Genomic DNA, 19,747 nt, shown 5'->3' on the forward strand with positions numbered 1-19,747 from the left:
AACCTTATGAAGATTGGTGCATGCTTAGGTATAGCCCTCTTGGCATTTTCATCTTGTAGAAAGAACTTGCCGGAAGAGCGATTATCAATCGCCAATGACTCAAAATATACGCAGACGATATTTAAACCTGTACTGGGGAGAAATACCTTATTTAACAATATTTTTCAATATGGTAACTCCAGTAAGCCATTGGACTTCAAGATCGTCAATATGCGAACTTTCGATGGAAGCCCAGCACCTGAGCTGACAGAGACTTATCCTGTTACGGTGTGGAAGGGAATCTATAATGGAACCGAAAAATCCATTGAGGAAATCGAGGCAAAACGTACCATAGAGAATCATCCATTATTTGAGATTAGACCTCATTCAGGTGATTTTATCATGTGGGCAGCAGCAAATTCCAATATGATCAAAGCACAACCTGATTCAGGTTATGTATTTGATGTGGAAATGTCGAATTCAGGAGGTCGTCGTTACTTCCAGAATCTACGTGTTATGCCATTGCGCGAACGCCCTTATGAACCTTCCAATTTAGACCCGATTACAGGGCAAGGAACATCCATCTCAGTAAACCCAACGAGTATTTTTATGATGGGCGAACGTGGTCAACCGCTTAATACAAGAGATGATGTACAAGTGCTTTTCAAGAAAACTGGTAAAGGAAATAGTTTGACATTCAAGTTTATTGACTCCTTGTCTAATCCTATTGACCCGAACTTATTTGATGAGACAGATTGGGCCAACTTAGTCCATGGCTTTAACATGAAGAAGGATGATAAAATGGTTCGTTATGACGTGGCTTATCCTATTCCATTGAGTAGTTACCCAACGCGCTACACGATTCCATCTGGAGATCAGGCTCAAGTAGTTTTCCGATTCAGTAGAATGGCTTTCGGAAATGTCTTCCAGAAGAACTACATGACCTTCAATTTCAAGATTTTCGAGAAAGCAGATTGGGAATTGACATTTTGGTTTAAAAGGGACAAACCGAAGTTTGACAACGATTAGTTTCCTATCCATTCACATTTAAGACTATTTCAATGAAATATATCAAATACATCATAGTTTTACTGCTTTTCCATATGCATGATGCGGCTCTTGCTCAACAACGCATAACGGTAAAAGGAACAGTATACGATAGTTCTACCTCCAGAAGGGAAGCAGTAGCTGGTGCTACTATCCTCAGCAATGGCTCTTCTGTGGGAAGTACAGATAAAGATGGTAAGTTCAGCATCAATGTACCTAATAATGCTACGCTGACCTTCCGTTTTGTAGGTTTTGAACCGAAATCTGTTAAAGTAGAAAATCGTACTAATATCATGGTCGGCTTAAGTCCTTCCAGCAATACAATTGAGGAAATCACGGTAACATCGGGTTACCAAACAAAGAGTAGAACCTTAAATACCGGTGCTGCAGTTACCATTTCTGGTAAAGACATTCAAGGTCAACCAGCAGGTGATGTAATCAGCTTACTACAAGGTAAAGTTGCAGGTTTGAATATCCAGAACAATACAGGTGCTCCGGGTTTCCGTGGTTCTGTAACTATCCGTGGTATCTCTAGCTTAAACGTTACTGGCGAAGGTAACTCGGCATTCTTGACACCTACTTCACCATTATATGTAATTGATGGGGTTCCAGTAGATGATAATGCTGACTTCTCTTATGGTTTCCAACAAGCAGGTCCAGGTGTATCACCAGCATCACAGATTCCACCTGAGGATATCGAAGATATTACCGTATTGAAAGATGCAGCAGCTACTTCCATGTATGGATCTAGAGGTGCCTACGGTGTAATTCTAATCACCACAAAACGTGGTAAATCCAGAGTACCAGTAGTTCGCTATAATGGTTCTGCATTTATGTCTTCAGTGCCTCAATTGCGTTCTGTAATTGGTGGTAAAGAAGAACGTATGCTACGTATTCGTCAGATCTTGATGAATGATACTTCGTATAACCATGGTTTGGATTTGGTGAACTCTACGCCTTTCCTATCCGATAGTTTGAATGCTTATTATAACAATTCTACGGATTGGCAGTCTTACTTTTATCGCCCAACATATAACCAGAACCACAACTTAAACGTATCTGGTGGTGATGTAAAGTTCAACTATAAAGTTGCCTTAGGTTTATATGATGAAAAAGGTATTCAAGAAAACACGGGTTATGCTCGCTATAACTTGAATATGAACATGATTTATAATCCTGTTACGAAGTTTAAATTAGAAGCTTTATTGAACAATTCCATACAGCGACAGCGAATGGGAAGTGGAAATGGATTATTGAACCAAGGGGTTGCATCAGGGGGAGCTTCTTCATCCTTATTACCTCCACCATCCTTATATTCTTCTGTAAACTCTGTTTTAGGAGCCCTTAAAACCGATGATGACAATAAGGTATTGGTAACTTCTGCTACTATGAATATTTCTTATGATTTCTTTAAGAACTTTAAGGCAGCATCTTATTTGAACTATAATGGCCAATCGGGAACTAAAGATAACTTCTCCCCTGCTGCATTAAATTCAAATCAAGCTCAGTATTATACTTATAATGATCGCGCAACAACACTTTATAACCGTAATCAATTATCGTATGTATTCGGGTTTAAGGATAATTCAAAAGATGAAGAAGATGCGCATAGCTTCTCTTTATTCGCATTCTCTGAATTAAGAGCATCTTTCTTTAAATCAGATGCCATGCTGAATGACCGTGTGGTAAATGATCAATTGCGTGGTCCATTCACCAACATGACGAATTACTTAAGTTCAAAAGGTGGTACAATTGGTTACACTGACTTGAGAACAGTTGCTTTTGCAGGTCAATTCTCTTACAACTACAAGCAACGTTATGTATTGGATTTGAATTACCGAATCGACGGTCTTTCAACCAACGGCCCTAATGCAGGTTATAAGAAAAACCCTTCCATTGCGCTTAAATGGAACTTTGATAAAGAGAAATTCATGGACAACCTGACTTGGTTAGACTATGGTGATTTACGCTTTAGTTATGGTTCCAACATTTCTCCAAATGGTAATATCTACCAAGCTTATGGTAAATATGTAGGTGGTAACAGATACAACAACAACAACACTGTTATTTCTGATTTAGGGACTTTACCTAACCTAAGTTTAGAGCCATCAAAAGCGACAACTTATAACTTCGGTATTGACTTTTCGATCTTTAATAACCGTTTCAACATCATGATGGACAGTTATTACAAGCAGAATGACCACATCTTTAAGAAGAAACAAATTTCTGAGGCGAATGCCTTCCGTGAGATTGCTTCTACCGAGATTAGTAACGTCAATTATGGTTGGGAATTCCAAGCTACTGCGAGACCTTTAAGTCCTACTAGTCCATTTAAATGGTCACTTTCAGGAAGTTTCGCTATTAACCGTGAAGTGTTGGCTAAATTACCAGATGGTTTAAGAGAACAAATCTATGTTGACCCAGGATTAGGACAAGATATCTATTACCGCTTAGGACTTAACTCCCTATCAAACTTCTTGTTCAATACAAAAGGAGTTTATGCAAATAATGCAGATGTTCCAGTTGACCCTGTAACAGGTCTTCCATATCGCGTAGGATCGAATGGTCTTTTGAATTACTTCAAAGCAGGTGATCCAATTTTCACTGACTTAGATGGTAACTACATCTTGGATAACAATGACCGTGTTATTGCAGGTAACTCACAACCAGCTATTACTGGTGGTTTGATGAACTTGGTTCAATTCAAAAACTGGAGTTTAGAGGTTAACACGTCTTTTACTTTGAAGCGTGACATTCTAAACAACAACTTGGCTTCTCAGTTTGCCATGTTTGGAAATCCTACAGGAATGGGTGGTTTAGTGCCAATTTCGGAATACAGCTACTGGCAAACAGATGGCGATGTGGCAACCTATCCTAACCCATTTGACTTTGTGCGTAATGCCTTATTAAATCCATTCCGTATTAACCAGACCTTATTCCAAGAGGACGGATCTTATTTTAAATTAAACTCGGTGAAAGTTTATTACAACTTTAACCAAGACATGACGAGAAGATACGGTATGAACAGAATCAGTGTCAACTTTACAGCAGCAAACTTAGGATACATCTCTCGTTATTCAGGTCCTAACCCGGAGAACGTATCAGCATTAGGTAGAGATTTCTCAGGTGGATATCCATTACCTAAGCAGTTTACATTAGGTTTAAATGTTGAATTCTAACAATTAGTATGATGAAGATGAAAAAATTAACAAAGCTCATTCTCTTAGGGTCCTTGATGTTTGGATTCACAGCATGTGATAACTTCCTAAATGTGACACCAATCGATGCCCTATCCGGAAATAATTTTTGGAAGACCAAAAAAGACGCAGAAAGCTATATGGGTGGAATCTATACCAGACTACGTTCAAAGGTTGGTAATAGCATACTAATCCCAGCATTGGACATGCGCGCTAACTTTGTAAAAGTAGTTGGAACCATTGATAACAGTGGAAATGGTCCTGTAAATAATGTAATCAACAATAACTTAAAACCAGTATTCAGTGGAGGTTCAACCTATGACAACCGCTTTAAGGATGTCATGAACTGGAAAGGATGGTATGATGTTATTGCCGCAAGTAATATCTTAATTTTTGAAATCGATAAAATTCCATCATCGGAGTTATCGGATAAAGACAGAAGACAATATAAAGCAGAGGCTACTTTCACTAGAAACCTAAGCTATATGTTCTTAATCAAGATATTCGGCGATGCTGTGTATTATACCGATGCTTATCACAGCGAGGCTTTACCAAGGATGAATCAAGTTGAGGTTGCTAAACTATGTATTGAAGATGTCAAATCGGTAATAAACGATTTACCAGTGAAATATTCTGACAATGCTTCTACAGGCTTTAGGCCAACTAAAGGTGCTGCCATAGCCTTATTAATGCACCTTAATATGTGGGCTGCTGCTTGGGATGAGACGGATAAGAATCAGTATTATCAAGCAGTCGTAGACTTAGGTCAAGAACTTGCTTCTTATACCGATTATCAGTTATTGCCTCTAACCATTGAGAATACCAAGAAAATCTTTAAAGGTAAAACATCAGAGAACTTGTTTGGTGTGTTGCAGGAGTATAACTATGGAGAGACCTTTGCAGCGTTTGCAAATCCTTCATTTTTCTTCTCCCACTACCCCTATCGTGGCCAAACTTCCAAGACTACGAGCTTTATGGCCTATGAAAAGGAGTACATTGAGAAGTTATTTCCTGTAGCAACTCCAGATGAACGTAGAGCTATATGGTTTGAAAACATGAGCTCAGACAACAACACCTTCCAATTGAAGAAATTCATTAATATTTATTCAACAGGTACAGGTGCTAACCTAACAGTTAATAATGATGATTCAGCTATCATCTTCCGCTTGCCGGATGCCTTATTACTCGTGGCAGAAGCACATGCAGAATTAGGAAATGAAGATGAAGCAAGAGGCTATGTTAACCAGGTTAGAAATGCCGCAGGAGCACCAGCATTTACGTCCAGTGGCCAAGGATTGAAGGATGATATCTACAAAGAGCGCTCGAGAGAGTTAATCGGTGAAGGCCATTTCTTCTTTGACTTAGTAAGAACCAAGCGTGCCGTTAGTACAGAGTTCTCCAATGCTATTATTCCTGTAGGAAACTTCAATAGTGGAGCTTGGACATGGCCATTGATTATTTCTTCTCAGGAGGCAAGTGCGAACCCAAGTTTAATCGGTAATACTTTTTGGAACTAAACTTATGAAAAAACAGCATTTTAATATAGGAATATTAGCGGTAGTCATGATAATCTGTTTTACAGGTTGTAAGAAGTACTACTTTGACTCAGGCATACATGATCCAAAATTTGAAGGTAATACCATTCAATATATGGAGCAGAAGAAGCCATTCTTCGATAGTACCTTAATGGTTCTTGAACTGGCTGGTATGAAACAGGTCGTTCAAAATGAGGAAGTAACCTTTTTTGCCCCTCCAAGTGGATGTATTACCCGTGCCGTATTGGGTTTGAACAAGTATTTACAATTCAATGGTAAGGACACAGTGAAGCAATTGGATCAAATTAAACCAGAAGTATGGAAGAATTTGATCTCCAATTATATCTTCAAGGGTAAAAACCTATTGAAGGACTATCCACAACGTGATACCATCTCTTATGTAGCTTATCCGGGGCAGAACTACACCAGTTATGGAGGTCGAATTATGAATATTGGTGTCATCTTCAATGATGCAGGAGGCGTTCAATATGCAGGTTACAGACAATTGTTTTTAGCCTATATACCGGACTTATCCAATCCACAGATTGCTTTACGCAATATCCCTGTGGCTACATCCGATATTCAGACGAATAATGGGGTTATGCATGTGCTAAACAGAAAGAAACATACCTTCGGATTCTTTGTAGATTCCTTTATCGATCAAGCGATCTCCGCAGGTATCACTCCCTTAACCCCTTAAGAAAACAGGTATTAACATAAATATTATGATTCCATGTTAACATTAAAGAACTATAAATTAAACCTCTTTTCCGCTGCTATCCTTCTGTTTAGCTGTACCTTCTTTGCATGTACAAGAAAAACAGAGCTTGCAGAAGACCCATATGCTGGTGGTAAGCAGGTACTCGACATCAACTTTGTGACGAAGTCCACAGAGCTTGGTACCATAAATGCCGGATCTCAAGTATCCTTAAAGGTCAAAGGCTTAATGAAATACAAGGACAACTTCAAATTATTTGTCAATGAAATTGAAGCCGAAGTATTGAATTTTACAGATAGCACCATTGCTTTCCAAGTTCCACTTACTGCAAGTACAGGAAGTGTATGGATCACTGCGATGGATCAAACCTTCTTTGGTCCTATTCTAACCGTAGGTGGAAAAGTATCGGTAGATCGTTCATTTAAAGTAGTGAATGGTGCTGGTCGCCTGAATGGTGGTGGAGCATCCACTGTATTTGACATCGAGCAATTACCTTCAGGACGCTTTTGGGTAACCGGTGCCTTCAATAACTTTGAATTAAAAGCCACAGAAGAAAAACCTAATGCTGGTATTGCTCAGACCGATGCCGATGGTGCTTATATTACCAACAATATTGACTTTGGTAAAGGTGTTGTAGGTGGTGCTGGTATCATTTACTCCATCAGCAGAATTACTACGGGACCTTATAACGGTAAATTTATTATTGGTGGTAGCTTCACAGCATTCAATAGTACAAAACCAAATAAGCAAATCATCAACAATGTTACCCGTTTAAATGTCGATGGTAAGTTAGATACCATGAAAACTTCCGATCGTGATATTGCTGGAAATTCATTGGTACCTATTGTGAACCCTAAACCAGAGGAAACATGGAAGAATAATGATACTGTTCCTGCCTTCAATGCAGGTGTAGATGGTATGGTCCGCAAGGTTTTTACTTTCGGTGAGAAGGTATATATCTTAGGAAACTTCCAAAACTTCAAACGTATCTATTATCCAAACTCTACTTATGACGATAAGGTATATGACTATACCCGTATGCGTCAAATGGTTCGTGTCAATGCCGATGGCTCTCTAGACTCTACATTTCATTACCTGAAAAACATCAACCAAAGTGGTATAGCTGGGGATGGAGCTATTATTGATGCAACCATGCAAGCAGATGGAAAATTAATATTGGTGGGTAACTTCCAAAACTACAACGGTGTATCTGCAAAACGTATAGTACGTCTAAACTTGGATGGATCAGTAGATCAATCTTTCCAGACAGGTACAGGTGCTGATGGAGACATCTCCTCTATCCGTTTTAATAGTACCACTAACAAATTTGTCGTTACTGGTAATTTCACAAAGTTCAATGGTAAAAGTGTATCTGGCGTATGTTTATTGAATGCCAATGGTTCTGTAGTTGACTCGTTCAACACACAAGCCATTACAGGTGGTGGAGTTACTTGGGCAGGACAATTAAATAATGGTAAAATCATTGTCTCTGGTACTTTCAATAAATATGGGGATTACCTACGTCAGGGATTTATGATCCTTGAAGATGATGGAACATTAAAACCAGAATATAACAATACTGGTGGTTTCCAAGGTAGAATTTACGATATGGTTGAGACCTCTGTGGCCAATGGAACTAAGGTTATCCTAGTTGGGGATATCGTTCGTTTCAACGGTACATTGCCTAAAAACCTGTTGCGTATAACCATTGCCAACTAATTACATCTTAATATACTAGATATGAAAAAAAGAAGAAATTTACTTCAAGGGATCAAGTTGTTTAGTGCATTAACGGTGGCTATTACAACTTGGAGCTTATCAAGCTGTAATAAAGAATTTGCTAATGTGCTCCCTGAGCCCTCTGAAAACGACACAACAAACGTCAATGACGGTTCTAAGCGTGTCTTATATATCATTATGGATGGTGTTAAAGGATCTGTTGTTGAAGAGATTGCTCCCAACAACTTATCCTTAATAACCGAAAATTCTATTTACAGTTATGATGGTCTTGCTGATAATCACCGAAATGCATTAACCTATGCGGGTGCATGGACTTCCATGATGACTGGATTAGATTATACTGTTTCAGGTGTTACGACAGAAGATTTTGCCGGCTTTAATAACAATACCAGCCCTTCGATCTTCACGCGATTAAAGAGTGAAAAAAGAAACTTGGAAACTGTTTCCATCAGTTCTTCAGCTAGCTTCAATGACCATTTAGCTATTGATGCCACCACTAAGAAAACACTTGCTAATGATGAGGAGGTAAAATCAGCAGCTATTGAACAAGTATCCAATGGCAATGCATCGGTAGTATTGGCTCAATTCCATTCTGCTGAACTTGCTGCAAATAATGATTATAGCCGTAACAACGACGCTTATGTAGATGCTATCAATAAATTAGACACCTACATTGGTGAAATTCTTACTGCATTAAATAACCGTAAAACCTTTCATAAAGAAAACTGGTTAGTGGTAGTAGCCTCAAGTAAAGCTGGTGGTCCATCAGGTGGTCCTAATGGTTCCAATATCTTTGCAGACGGCTCAAGAAATACCTATTTGGCATTTTATAACCCCAAATTTATTCCAGTGGCTTATGAGAAACCAAATGTAAATGCTTTACCATATTCCGGTACTACAGCAAAATATGTAGGCGCAGGATCAAATGCAACACAATCAGATCCTAATGTTGGAAACTTTGGTGCTGACAAGGATGCTACCATTCGTTTCAACATCCGTTGGGATTACGGTTCAACCTTCTACCCTAGCTTTTTAACTAAAAGAGCATCTTTTAGCCCAGGTGTGGTCGGATGGACATTCTTCATGGAATATGGAGGTACAGTTGGATTGAACTTTAGCCAGTCTGGACAAGGAAACACGCAACGCGTGCATACCAAATATATTGCAGATAATAATTGGCATACCATCGCTGCCCGTTTTTATAAAGAAGGAAGCACAAGATATGTTGCCATATATGTTGATGGTGTGCCTGCGCCAGGAGGTCCCTTAAATATTACAGGATTAGGAAATATCAATACCACTAGTCCATTGCGCCTAGGTTCTATTGGCGATGGAAATGTTAACTGTATGATTGCTGATTTAGCGATCTACGATATGGCCATTCCAGAAGCAGATTTATTATCTAAAATTAAAATCACACCTATCACCTCAGAGGTTGACCCATACTATAACAGACTTGTTGGCTATTGGCCAGGTATGGAAGGTTCTGGAAAAACCCTTTCAGATGTTACAGGAAAATCTGCTCCATTTAATTTAATGGGAGCTATCAACTGGGCATCTTTCAGTGACATTTCACCGAATATTTCTCCTGCTATCTCTCCATCAGCATTTCGTGCAGTACCAAACAATGTGGATATCCCAACCATGATTTACTCTTGGATGAATATTGCCATTCCACAAAATTGGGGATTAATGGGTAAGTTTTATATTCCATCGATCACATTACCTAAAGATTAACCGACCATGAAAAAGAAAAATTATCTCTATAGCTTACTACTAATTACCTCGCTACTGGGTGTTTCCTCATGCGAGAAATACGGTTATTTTGTTCCAGATGGTTACCCAGAATATGATGGTAATACGCCTGGCGGGGTCATTGACACCAATATGAAGCAGATTGACAAGTCTATGTATGCTAAAGCTCGTGTATTCCCTGGTTTAGTTGATCAATCTGAACCGCGCGTACAGAATGCTAAGTTTACCTTAGACTTGAATTTCACTAAGCAGACTACACAAAACCTAAAGATTAATGTGGCACCAGAGCCTCAATTTAGTACAGGTTATTATGCTGCACCTGGTGAATTAATTAAGATTGAAGTCCCTGAAGGTATTGAAGGATTGACCGTTCAAATCGGAGGACATACAGATAACCTAGGAGGTAAATACCCACTATTGCGCGATCCAGTAATCTACATGCGTCAGCGTCTTTATGCCGGTGCAAACTATGTGAGAAACCTATATGGTGGAACCATCTACATTCGTGCAGATAGAGCTTATGCAAACCCTGTTGAATTTACCATTACCAATGCCGTAGTATCTCCTGACTTTGTATTAGGGCAAAGTACAGATGCGGATTGGGTAACTAAAGTAAAAGCATCAAAAGTTCCTTGGTTAGAATTACGAACAAAACGTGTTGTATTCCTTATCCCGCGTGATCGTGTTATTAAAACGTTCAGCTCACAAGAACCATTTACTAATCCTACTGCTGTCTTGACAAAATGGAATGATGTTTTTGATCATGACTTCAACGGATGGATGGGCCTATCAGATGATGCTGCGGACGAGAAAGATCGCAGTCCTCAAGGTGCTTGGCGTGGCGTATTGGATATTCAATTATCTGCAGGATATGGCCACAATGGTTTCCCATTTGTTGGTTTAAATGATGCTGAATGGTTTGGAGCCATGACAAGTTTGAACTCCATTACTTCTAGCAGAGGTATGTGGGGATCCTACCACGAGTTTGGACACAACTGTCAACAACCAAGTGTGTGGTCTTGGAGTACATTAGGTGAAACAACCAATAACCTTTTCAACTTCAAAGTAGCTAATCGTATTGGTGCAGATTACAAAGTGATGCACCCTGCGGTAACCAGTGGATTTCCACAAGCAATAGCTTATGCAAGTACGGCTGGTGGATCTAAAAACTTTGATGCCGATGCTGCTATGAACGACCCATTCAAACGAATGACTCCATTTGTACAGATCTTTGAGAAATACGGATACGGTGCCATGACACACTTATATACCGAAGCAAGACATGCACCTCGTGGAAATCCGAATGATATTACGAAGCATAACTGGGTCTATGAAAAGCTTTCTGACTATGCAAAAGTAGATTTATCACCATTCTTTGATGCTTGGGGAATCAGCTATAGTGATATCGTGGCTCAACGTGTAGCATCAAAATATCCGCTATTGAAAAAAGCAATTTGGGAATATAACCCATTGACTAAAACCGGAGGAGATAATGATATCGTTTACAAAACCTCGGTAACCTATGTGAGCTGTCCAGCTCAGGAAGGTTCCGTAGCTAACTTAGTAGATGGAGATCCAAACACTTTCTACCACTCCAAGTATAGTAATATCGGCCCTACAGAGTCTTATCCATTCTCTTTTGTGTTGAATGCTGGTGCTAATATGCCAATCAAAGGGATATATTTTAATGCTCGCCCAGGAGGCAATAGACAAGGTGACGGTAAGGAGTTCGAGGTGTATTACAGTCGGAACAACATAGATTTCACCATGGTTGGAGCTGGTGTATTACCAAACAACAATAGTCGATTTGAATATATCTTCCCGAATGGTAATATCAATGCAAAATACTTCAAAATCATTGTGAAAAATGGATATACCGGCAACGCATATGTGGTATTTGGAGAAATGAATTTAATAAAACCATAAAAACTTGCATGAAGAGCTGTTGATTAATTTTATCGATCAGCAGCTCTATTTAAACAGCTATTCAAATGAAAATATATAATAAAATTCTAACCAGTATTTGTCTACTTTCCGCACTTGCCATTGCAAGTTGTACCAAGTATGACAATCCTCCTCCCGTGTTTGAGGAACTGAAAGACATGACGAAGGCTCAACGTAAGGTACTTTTGATAAGTATAGATGGGCTAAGCGGTCCAATGCTTGAAAAAATAGCTCCGCCTCAGATTTCTGCATTAAAGAAAAACTCGAAATATGCTTACAATACCATTAGGACAGAAACTCCAGCAGCGGGTTGGGCATCTATATTAACGGGAACTGCCTTGGCAAAGCATCAAATTGTCAATAATGACTTTGAAAGAGATCAAAACGACGATAACCATGAACATGGAGATGTCACCTCTTACCGTAATGTATTGGACTATGTCACACAATACAAAACGGTAAAAACAGCAATGGTCTCGCCTTGGGATGAATTACGCAACTATGTTAAAGTGGCTGATTATGCACCAATTGTCAATACGGATCAAGCAGTTAAAGACAGCACCATCGCATTAATTAAAAACAATAAAAGCTTAGGAACCATCTATGTGAACCTAAGAGATGTTGTAAAAGCAGGCGATCAAGGCGGTTATTCAGAAGAAAATAGCAGTTTTAAAGCTGCAGTATTAAAATCTGATGAATATGTTGGTGAAATCATCAATGCCATGAAAGCAAGAGAAAGCTATGCTAGTGAAGAGTGGCTAGTGATCTTGACTACCAATATGGGTAAGCAGAACACCGATATTGACGATGGATTTATTATGCTATATAATCCATTGTTCAAAGAATTCAAACTGGAAAAATCAGGCTTCAATCCAGTGCAATTCGACAACAAGACAGGTAGAGCTACCCTACATGATCCTGACAATCGTTATGATGCAGGAGAAACGAAAAGTTTCACTGTGCAAATGGATGTCAAATTCAATAACCCCGTACCGAATGGTTATTCCAGCTTCTTTAGCAAGAGTACAAACTTAGGTGGTCAGAACATCACCGGATGGCAATGGAACTTCTACCCTAGTAATGGTCAATGGGCTGTAACTGTCGGTGGATCGAATAACGGTGGAAGTGGAAAGCAGCAAATTAACTCACCTAACAATCCGGGAACCGGAGTGTGGAGAAATCTAATTATGACGGTGGAATATGTGAATGCTAGCACCAGAAATTTAAGTCTTTATATGGATGGAGTGCATCAGGCCACAGCTAACATCAGTTCCAGAAAAAGCCTAAGCAGTTTAGAAGATCTACGTGTGGGTCATCGCCCAGGAGATAATGACGTGCCAACGAACTTCTCAGCGGCTAACTTAACGTATTATAATACAGCTTTATCTGCAACAACCATTAAAGATAATTTCGGATTAAAGGATATCAGCAAACACCCGAATTTTGCCAATATCATCGGTTATTGGCCAATGGATGAAGGCACTGGTAGTCAGTTCTTCACAGGTATCCCTGGAGCACCAAACTTATCGTTGTCCGGCAAATACAGCTGGATAAATCTCGGAGAGAACTATCCTTCAGGAACCGTAAATCTTCCTGTAACATCCAATATTTCAATCCCTACTACTGTCAATGATATTGCTCCATTAACCCTTTACTGGATGCGAATTGATGTATTAAGTGATTTTGGTATGGACGGAAACTCCTACCTAAACAATTTTGAACTGGAATTCTTAAATGATTAAGGGCTGTTTTATTAGTGGTTTAATGATTGTCCCAATTTTCTAATTATTATTAGATTCCTTTTCAAGAGCCCCTCTGTTTTCAGTCAACCGAAACATTGGGGCTTATTTTATGCTGTCCTACCCTTACTTAGGAATGTCTATCAAATAATCTGGTTCCCTTTCTATCTAAATCAATCTCTATATTCTAAGAGATCTCCCGGTTGACATTCTAAAACTTTACATATTGCTTCTAGGGTCTCGAACCGAACCCCTTTAGACTTCCCTGTTTTCAAGATCGACAAATTAACTGTAGTTATTCCTAGTTTATCGGCTAAATCTTTACTCAACATCTTTCGCTTTGCAAGCATGACATCTAAATTGACAATTATTGGCATATATATATTTAAGATCTTGATTGATTTACAAATCTAAGCCTTGTAAACCCTAATCCAAAGGAAATAAATTAAATTTTATTAAAAATATTAACAAATCATAAAACAATATGAAGCGTATAGGTTTCAAAATAACAACCTAAAATTAAAACCAGCATTATATCAAACTTATAGTGCAAAGTCAATTTCCTAATTAACAGTATGCATCAAATTCACACAGGTAGCCAATTAATACAAGTTAGCAAAATAGTCAACGGAATAAAGGATGAAAAATACAATAAGACCAATTATCAAAAAATTAGCTCAAAATACAGTAGTATTATATCTACAATTTTTAAGGCTCTGCTAAACCGAATTGGCAGTTTCTGTTAACATTTATTTTCCAAATAAGAACACAATAAGTGTTTTAAAGTTAATTTAAACAAACTATAACGAAAGCATATATCATATTCTGATCCAAAAAATGTACCTCATTTTAGGTAACAAGGTATTTAATTTGATAGCATCAAAACCTTCTTTTATCTGAATTTTAAATCACAAGATTTATTTATTTTTAGTCAATAGAATCTTCTCATAATCAAACTAAAAACAACAGACTTTCATAATCAAAAACCCCTATTTTTCCCTATTTGACAAGTCTATTGTTATGTTGATTATAGTTGAAAGTTAAAAAACTCATTAAATGAAATTTTTAATAATACTTCCAAATATTTATACAAATATTAAGTAAACATCCTCTCCATTAAGAGACTATTAATATCAATTTTAAATGAAGTTAATATCACTGTAGATTAAAATATCCTAATAATTAATAATAAAAGTTTAAACTCACACTACAAATAGAAGACAAACAGCTACAAATAGTGACAGTCATCATTTTTAACCACTAAAAATTGCCGAAAATTGTATCCGTTAATCACACGTTAACAGCTATTATTTTAGAATACAATTTCATACTAACGATGAAAAAAATAAGTAATCAGGGGATTTATAAATCACCTACCATTCAGATGATCAAGATCTATACAGAAGAAGGATTTGCTGCTGGATCTGCAAAAGTACGCCCACACGACGATAAGAATAAAGTATATGAAGAGTGGCAGGATCTACCGGATGACAATCGTAATATAGATTGGTAAACCCATTCAAATTATTTTTTTACTCTAACTATTAATTCGATTACGCTCCATGAAAACGAACATAAAAAATTTTAATAAATACAGCCTATTATTGGTATTAGGCTTTATATTCTTAAGTTCCTGTAATAAAGAGGTCGAGACGGCAGTTTCAAAAGGTGATGGTCTTGTGAAGGTATCCATGGCTTCCTTTGAATTTGAAGAGAGTGATGAACCCAAGGAATCAGGCAATCAATCTAGAAGCAACGGTTTATCAGCTAAGGCTCAAACATTAAGTTTGGGCGATGACATGAAAATGGAAGTTTCGCTTGAAAGAGACAGCTCTTCCTTGACAAATACACCAAGACCTCGTGGGATGAAAGCTGCAGCTGTAACCAAACCCCTTGAAAAAGGTGTGCAATATAAACTTTTAGTTTATAATGAAAATGGGACATATAATACATCCAAAACTTATACTTATGGTAATGAGTCAACAGATGCTCCTATTCTTTTAGATGCAGGTAAAACCTATATTTTTGTCGCTTTTTCTATAAATGACAAGACTAAAGTTCCAGAAGTTACTGGTCATACAAATTTATCAACTGCTACCATCCCTGATGTCAAGACAGCATTAATGTATTTTTATAAAAAGCTGAAATTAGTTGATGGAGAAAATTTGTTAAATATTGTATTAAAACACCAGTTCAGTGCGGTTACTACCAGTTTAAATATGAACCCGAATATGACAGGTGCCATTACGACTATTACATCTCCATTTTTTAAACCTACGAATGCCTCAGCATCTTTAAAATTGGAAAATGGAGCATTGACTTATGGGGCACAAAATACCACGGCTGTAAAATTTGGTGATATACCTACCGGAGGACTCCGTTCCATTAAAAGTGAACAAACTTTCATTATTAGTCCAAATACTAGCACAGCTAGTTTGAATTTCAAAAATCTAGTTATTGATGATGAACCGAAGAGTAATTTCAGCATCCCTAACATTAAATTCGTACCTGGAGCCCGCTATAATCTAAATATCACTTTCCAAGCTTGTACACAGGATGTAACAGGGGGGCAGCTCTTAAACTGGGATTTTGATTATTATAAGGAAAAATATTATCCATACAGAACGTATATAATAAAAGACGGTAAACGTTATTACCGCGGTGATGTTATTGATATGACAATTACTGCTCCTGCTGCTGATTATGGTTTTGTTTTTGACATTACAGAATTGGATAACTCCATGAACATGGAATTGAATAATGTAACGATGGCTACACAAGAGATTCAATTTGAAAAAGGGGCATCCTCACCTCAAAATATCCGATTCAAAGATGGAAGTTATTTTCAGGGCGTGAATGTTGAAGGTGGAACCGTTCCTGCGATTTATAACCTAAGAGGAGCAAAAGCAACTCCTATGGTAAAAGTTGTAATCAGTAAACTCGGAGAAGTAAGATTGTTTGCATCCAAGGTAAACAATGGCCCACTTTACGAATTAGAATTATTCAATGGAAATACTTTTAACAAATTCGTATGGAATAAAACCGGTCAAAACGTTGTGAAAATCACACAAAAAGTCGATCAAAAAACAGTTCTAAAAGGATATGGCTCGGGTAAAACTAAAATTCCTTGTAGTAAATAAGCATCCACCTTTGCAAATAAGATAAAAGTTTACAAAGTATATATTAAAAAAATAGAAGAGCGAAACGATCGCTCTTCTATTTTTTTTTGCGGATTATTTCTTGCTACCAAACTCCATTTTCCTCCTATATTCCTTTGATATTGCTTTGATACACTTACGGAATTTATTAGGATTTCATAGGGATCTCCTTCGGATCTCGTTCGGTCGGAACCGAACGAGATCCGAAGGAGATCCGAACAAGTTCCGAAGGAGATCCGAATAAGTGTCGAAGAAAACTCCTGTAAGAGACGTTTAGACATCAGACTAAAGACACCTGAAATAGATGTGAGATATGAGACCACTTCGCTGTTAGATATGAGATAGAAGAAAGGATAAAGGGGAATGGAAAAAGGAAAAAACAGACTTGTCATTTCCGACTCAGAATAACAAGAAGAGTTTCTACATTCTTTTTTAAGCCTTTGGACTTTTTCCCTTTTTACTTATATACTTCCCATTCAGCAACGCTCAAGGTGTTGTCTCCACCTGCTATTTCTATGGCTTCAACCTTTAGATATCTTGCTTGGACTGACTTCCCAAATCGGAAGGTACGTGTGGATGGATCATTTATTAAGTTACCAAATTCAAATATGCCAATAGTCTCCCAGTTCTTTCCATCCAGGCTTGAAAGTAATTTCCCTTTCGCCAACATCCCTTTCGTGTTTTGCTTTTGTGGGGTATATGCAATAGCTGAAAACTGCTCCTGCTTTCCTAGGTCTAAAGTAAAGGAATGTGTGCCTGCAGAAGAAAGGGACTTCCAATAGGTTTTATCATTCTCATCGAAAAGGAATTCTCGCTTATATTTTGGATCTTCAGAACTGACTTCTATAAGCCTCCAAGCATGCTTAATCAACCCTAATTCCTTTTGGCTTATTACTCCCCTATCACCATCTTTTGTAATCGCAATTGCTTTTATTTCTCTTGCATCACTAATAAATGGTCCGGTATATAATGATGATTTTTCATCAGGTGTTGCCCCATCAGTGCTGTAATAAATTTGATAATTGGCTTTCAGGTTTTCCAGGCTATTTTGGCCATGAGGTTTCCATCCAAAATCATGTTGTTTTGGTGAAATGCTAATTAAGCCTGATGCATTACGATGAACACTTAATTCTGGTGGACGGCTGTGCGCATAATAAGCCCCTACTTCGGCTAAAACAGGGATAGCACGGCTTTCTAATATTCTTAAACGGAACTTTTTAGCTTGAATTTCTTGAAATCTTAAGATCCTTTTATAGCCGACGTTACTGGAAAGTGCAACTTCCTCCCATTGACCATCGACCCAAGCATCCAGCGCAAATCGTTCAATCCGTTCCCCATGTTTATCTATCGCTTCTTGAATGACAAATCGATTCGTCAGAATTGGCTTTGCAGCCTCTAAAATAATTTCACCCGTATTTTGTTTCAGGCTATAATGACTTGATAATTTGCCATCAACTAAAGAAAAAGGTAATTTTCCTTTTAACAGTAAATTCTTAGAATAAGTATTTCGGATACGGTCACCGACCTCTTTTAATACCCGGACATCCTCATCGGAGAATTTTCCTTCCCGATTTGGCGGTACATTTAACAGAAAAATAGAGTTTCCTCCTACCGAACGCTCATAAATATCAAACACATCATCCGTACTTCTGACCTTCTGAAATTTGTCATCACGATAAAACCATCCTTCACGAATGGAGGTGTTTGTTTCCGCCGGTTGATAATGAAGAAATTTGGCATTTGCCAATTGCTTTCTACTGCCTAGATCCTCTTCTCGCATATCTTTATGAGCTGCTAAGCCATGAGGGTCGGCTTGGAAAGGAATAACATTCCATTCGGTCTTTCGAGTTGCCCCAGCCTCATTGCCGCACCACCTTAAATCCTCCTTACCAAATATAATGGCCTTCGGCGCCAAGGTGTGAATCAATTCACGCCAAGCAGGATAATTATATTGCTGACCACCCTTTGTTTTAGGATGAGCACCATCAAACCATACTTCATGAATTGGACCGTATTCCGTCAGCAATTCAAATAATTGATTAAGAAAATATTCATTATAATCATCCAGTTCGAACTGGAAAGTCTTTTTATTAGCAAAAGGTCGACCTTCTATTTTGCGGGGTATTGTTCTTAATGTGGCTTTACTCAAGTTTCCGTATAAGCCTTCGGGATTTTCGATCTGGTAAAGATCTGCTGGAGATAGATACACACCTAATTTTAGACCATATTTCTGACAAGATTTAGAAAGATCTTTCATAATATCACCTTTCCCACCTTGAAATCCAGTAGACATAATTCCTTGTTTGGTGTATCGACTTTGCCAAAGCACAAAGCCATCATGATGTTTTGCTGTGAATATCACTTTTGTAATCCCAGCAGCCTTCATGCTCGCACACCATTGATCGGTATCTAAAGTCTTAAGATCAAATATTCGAGGATCTTCTTTTCCGTCTCCCCACTCCATTCTCGTAAAGGTGTTTGGTCCAAAATGAATAAAACTTATAAATTCATCTTGGAGAGCTTGATATTGAATAGCTGTAGGCACTACATGAGCAGCCTTTTCCAATAGTTTCTCTGGACTATCCTGCGGCTCAATAGCGTAGGTGTTTTTCAACGGTAATGTATTTCCAGGAAGGATGTTTTGGGCATGTACAATAGGTAAGCCTATTCCTAATAAGGCAATTAAGGTTAAGCGAGATTTCATCGTATGGTAATTAAACTAAGCATGAAAATAGGTAGATGGTTAGAAATCTACCTTATGAACCACAGCTCGACTCGACATTACACAGCAAATCCTAGAATTTGATTAGTCGAACAAGAGCACAACAAAAAGGAAAAAGGGTTTAGGTTGTTATGCTTTATTTTGAACTCATCATTGATAATGTGGTTCATAAGATAATTTCTAAGTGTAAAGCTAGAAAATAGCATATTTAAA

At 38.0% G+C, this 19,747-nt stretch carries 12 protein-coding genes; 10 read left to right on the top strand and 2 right to left on the bottom strand.

Annotated features, from left to right (window positions below; translation table 11 throughout):
* Nucleotides 1–6 precede the first annotated feature (6 nt).
* The 8 genes from ABD676_RS09430 (at nt 7) to ABD676_RS09465 (ending at nt 13,657) form a co-directional block, all read left to right on the top strand.
* Entirely contained in the window at nt 7–1,008 is a 1,002-nt protein-coding gene (locus ABD676_RS09430; RefSeq protein WP_344674420.1) for a DUF5007 domain-containing protein, read from the top strand.
* A gap of 32 nt (nt 1,009–1,040) precedes the next feature.
* Nucleotides 1,041–4,205: a SusC/RagA family TonB-linked outer membrane protein gene (locus ABD676_RS09435; protein ID WP_344674421.1), complete on the top strand. Its 3,165-nt coding sequence runs from the start codon at nt 1,041–1,043 to the stop codon at nt 4,203–4,205.
* 17 nt (nt 4,206–4,222) lie between these two features.
* The gene (locus ABD676_RS09440) at nt 4,223–5,740 is read left to right on the top strand and encodes a RagB/SusD family nutrient uptake outer membrane protein (protein WP_344674422.1); all 1,518 of its coding nucleotides are present in this window, start codon (nt 4,223–4,225) and stop codon (nt 5,738–5,740) included.
* Nucleotides 5,741–5,744: 4 nt separating this feature from the next.
* Entirely contained in the window at nt 5,745–6,458 is a 714-nt protein-coding gene (locus ABD676_RS09445; RefSeq protein WP_344674423.1) for a hypothetical protein, read from the top strand.
* Nucleotides 6,459–6,491: 33 nt separating this feature from the next.
* Complete coding sequence (locus ABD676_RS09450) at nt 6,492–8,195, top strand: DUF5008 domain-containing protein (RefSeq protein ID WP_344674424.1); 1,704 nt, start codon at nt 6,492–6,494, stop codon at nt 8,193–8,195.
* Between the two features lie 21 nt (nt 8,196–8,216).
* Complete coding sequence (locus ABD676_RS09455; protein WP_344674425.1) at nt 8,217–9,953, top strand: LamG-like jellyroll fold domain-containing protein; 1,737 nt, start codon at nt 8,217–8,219, stop codon at nt 9,951–9,953.
* 6 nt (nt 9,954–9,959) lie between these two features.
* Complete coding sequence (locus tag ABD676_RS09460; protein WP_344674426.1) at nt 9,960–11,897, top strand: M60 family metallopeptidase; 1,938 nt, start codon at nt 9,960–9,962, stop codon at nt 11,895–11,897.
* Between the two features lie 65 nt (nt 11,898–11,962).
* Nucleotides 11,963–13,657 (top strand): LamG-like jellyroll fold domain-containing protein, encoded by a 1,695-nt coding sequence (locus tag ABD676_RS09465; RefSeq protein WP_344674427.1) that lies wholly within the window; start codon nt 11,963–11,965, stop codon nt 13,655–13,657.
* 170 nt (nt 13,658–13,827) lie between these two features.
* On the opposite strand, the gene ABD676_RS09470 is transcribed toward ABD676_RS09465, so the two are convergent.
* Nucleotides 13,828–14,031 carry a helix-turn-helix domain-containing protein gene (locus ABD676_RS09470; RefSeq protein ID WP_344674428.1) on the bottom strand — a complete coding sequence of 68 codons (204 nt, stop codon included), beginning with the start codon at nt 14,029–14,031 and terminating at the stop codon, nt 13,828–13,830.
* A 959-nt stretch (nt 14,032–14,990) separates the two neighbouring features.
* Between ABD676_RS09470 and ABD676_RS09475 the strand changes: the two genes are divergently transcribed.
* Together ABD676_RS09475 and ABD676_RS09480 are read left to right on the top strand one after the other, a co-directional pair.
* Nucleotides 14,991–15,167 (top strand): hypothetical protein, encoded by a 177-nt coding sequence (locus ABD676_RS09475; RefSeq protein ID WP_344674429.1) that lies wholly within the window; start codon nt 14,991–14,993, stop codon nt 15,165–15,167.
* Nucleotides 15,168–15,216: 49 nt separating this feature from the next.
* Complete coding sequence (locus ABD676_RS09480; protein WP_344674430.1) at nt 15,217–16,794, top strand: hypothetical protein; 1,578 nt, start codon at nt 15,217–15,219, stop codon at nt 16,792–16,794.
* A gap of 475 nt (nt 16,795–17,269) precedes the next feature.
* Here ABD676_RS09480 and ABD676_RS09485 read toward each other — a convergent pair whose 3' ends face one another.
* Nucleotides 17,270–19,516, bottom strand: coding sequence for an alpha-L-fucosidase (locus tag ABD676_RS09485; protein ID WP_344674431.1), 2,247 nt, complete (start codon nt 19,514–19,516; stop codon nt 17,270–17,272).
* Nucleotides 19,517–19,747: the final 231 nt, after the last annotated feature.

This window comes from Sphingobacterium kyonggiense, from assembly GCF_039536825.1.
Lineage (GTDB): Bacteria > Bacteroidota > Bacteroidia > Sphingobacteriales > Sphingobacteriaceae > Sphingobacterium > Sphingobacterium kyonggiense.